The organism is Mesorhizobium sp. M1312, assembly GCF_040318115.1.
GTDB lineage: Bacteria > Pseudomonadota > Alphaproteobacteria > Rhizobiales > Rhizobiaceae > Mesorhizobium.
In genome coordinates, this window is the sequence record NZ_JAMYLQ010000093.1 from 1 (window position 1) to 1,119 (window position 1,119).

Consider the following 1,119-nt stretch of genomic DNA (forward strand, 5'->3'; position numbering starts at 1 on the left):
TGTTTGGACCGGGGACATCGCGAACAGGTGTGCGAGGACATCGCGAACAGTTTGGCGCGCTTTGCGCTGGGAGGTTCGGGATGCCATTCGAGGACACGAGCGCGATGAAACGGAAGCTGGAGTTTGTGCAGCTGGCTGCGGCTGAAGGAGCGAATATGAGCGCGTTGTGCCGACGCTTCGGGATCGGCCGGACATGCGCTTACAAGTTGCTCGCGCGTTGGCGGGCTATTGGCGAGGCCGGGCTTTTGGAGCGTTCGCGCCGGCCGCAGTCGAGCCCGATGCGCAGCGCGCACGAGATCGAGACGGCAGCGCTTTCGGTGCGGGCGGCGCATCCGGCCTGGGGCGGACGCAAGATCGCCCGGGTGCTGGCGCGCCAGGGGCTGGGCAATCCGGCCGCCTCGACGGTGACTGGGATCCTGCGCCGCAACGGCGTCGAGTTGGGTGCGCTGGGCGGCGGCGCCAAAGCGTTCATCCGCTTCGAGCACGCCGCTCCCAACGACCTGTGGCAGATGGACTTCAAGGGCCATGTGCCGTTGCGCGCCGGGCGGCTGCACCCGTTGACCGTGCTCGACGATCATTCGCGCTTCTCGCTGGTGCTGGAAGCTTGCCCCGACCAAACCACCGAAACTGTCAAAACCCGCCTGACCGCCGCCTTCCGGCGCTACGGCCTGCCGTGGCGCATCGCCACCGACAACGGCCCGCCCTGGGGCGACGGCGGCCGCAACAACTTCACCATGCTCGGCGTCTGGCTGATCGAGAACGGCATAACGATCGGCCATTCCAGCCCCTGCCACCCACAGACGCTTGGCAAGGAGGAGCGCTTCCACCGCACGCTCAAGGCCGAGGCGCTGCAGGGACCGCCCTTCGACAGCCTGCAGGCGGCACAGCGCGCCTTCGATGCCTGGCGTCACATCTACAACGCCGAGCGGCCGCACCAGGCCATTGCGGACGCTGTGCCGCTCGAGCGCTATCGGGCCTCGACGCGAGACTTCGCCGATGCCGTCCAGCCGTTCGAATAGGCGCCCGGCGACCAAGTTCGAAAAATCCAGCAGAAAGGCACGACCTCGCTGTTCGGGCATGCCGTCAAGATCTGCAGGGCTTTTGCCGGCAAGGCGGTCG

The 1,119-nt window shown here is 67.1% G+C and carries 1 protein-coding gene; it reads left to right on the forward strand.

Annotation, left to right across the window (positions count from 1 at the left end; genetic code table 11):
• Positions 1-104 precede the first annotated feature (104 nt).
• Complete coding sequence (locus NKH36_RS34650; protein WP_352966305.1) at positions 105-1,019, forward strand: IS481 family transposase; 915 nt, start codon at positions 105-107, stop codon at positions 1,017-1,019.
• Positions 1,020-1,119 lie beyond the last annotated feature (100 nt).

Excerpts from the sequence above, each read along its gene's own strand:
- NKH36_RS34650 (WP_352966305.1), top strand. The coding sequence starts at position 105 with ATGAAACGGAAGCTGGAGTTTGTGCAGCTGGCTGCGGCTGAAGGAGCG.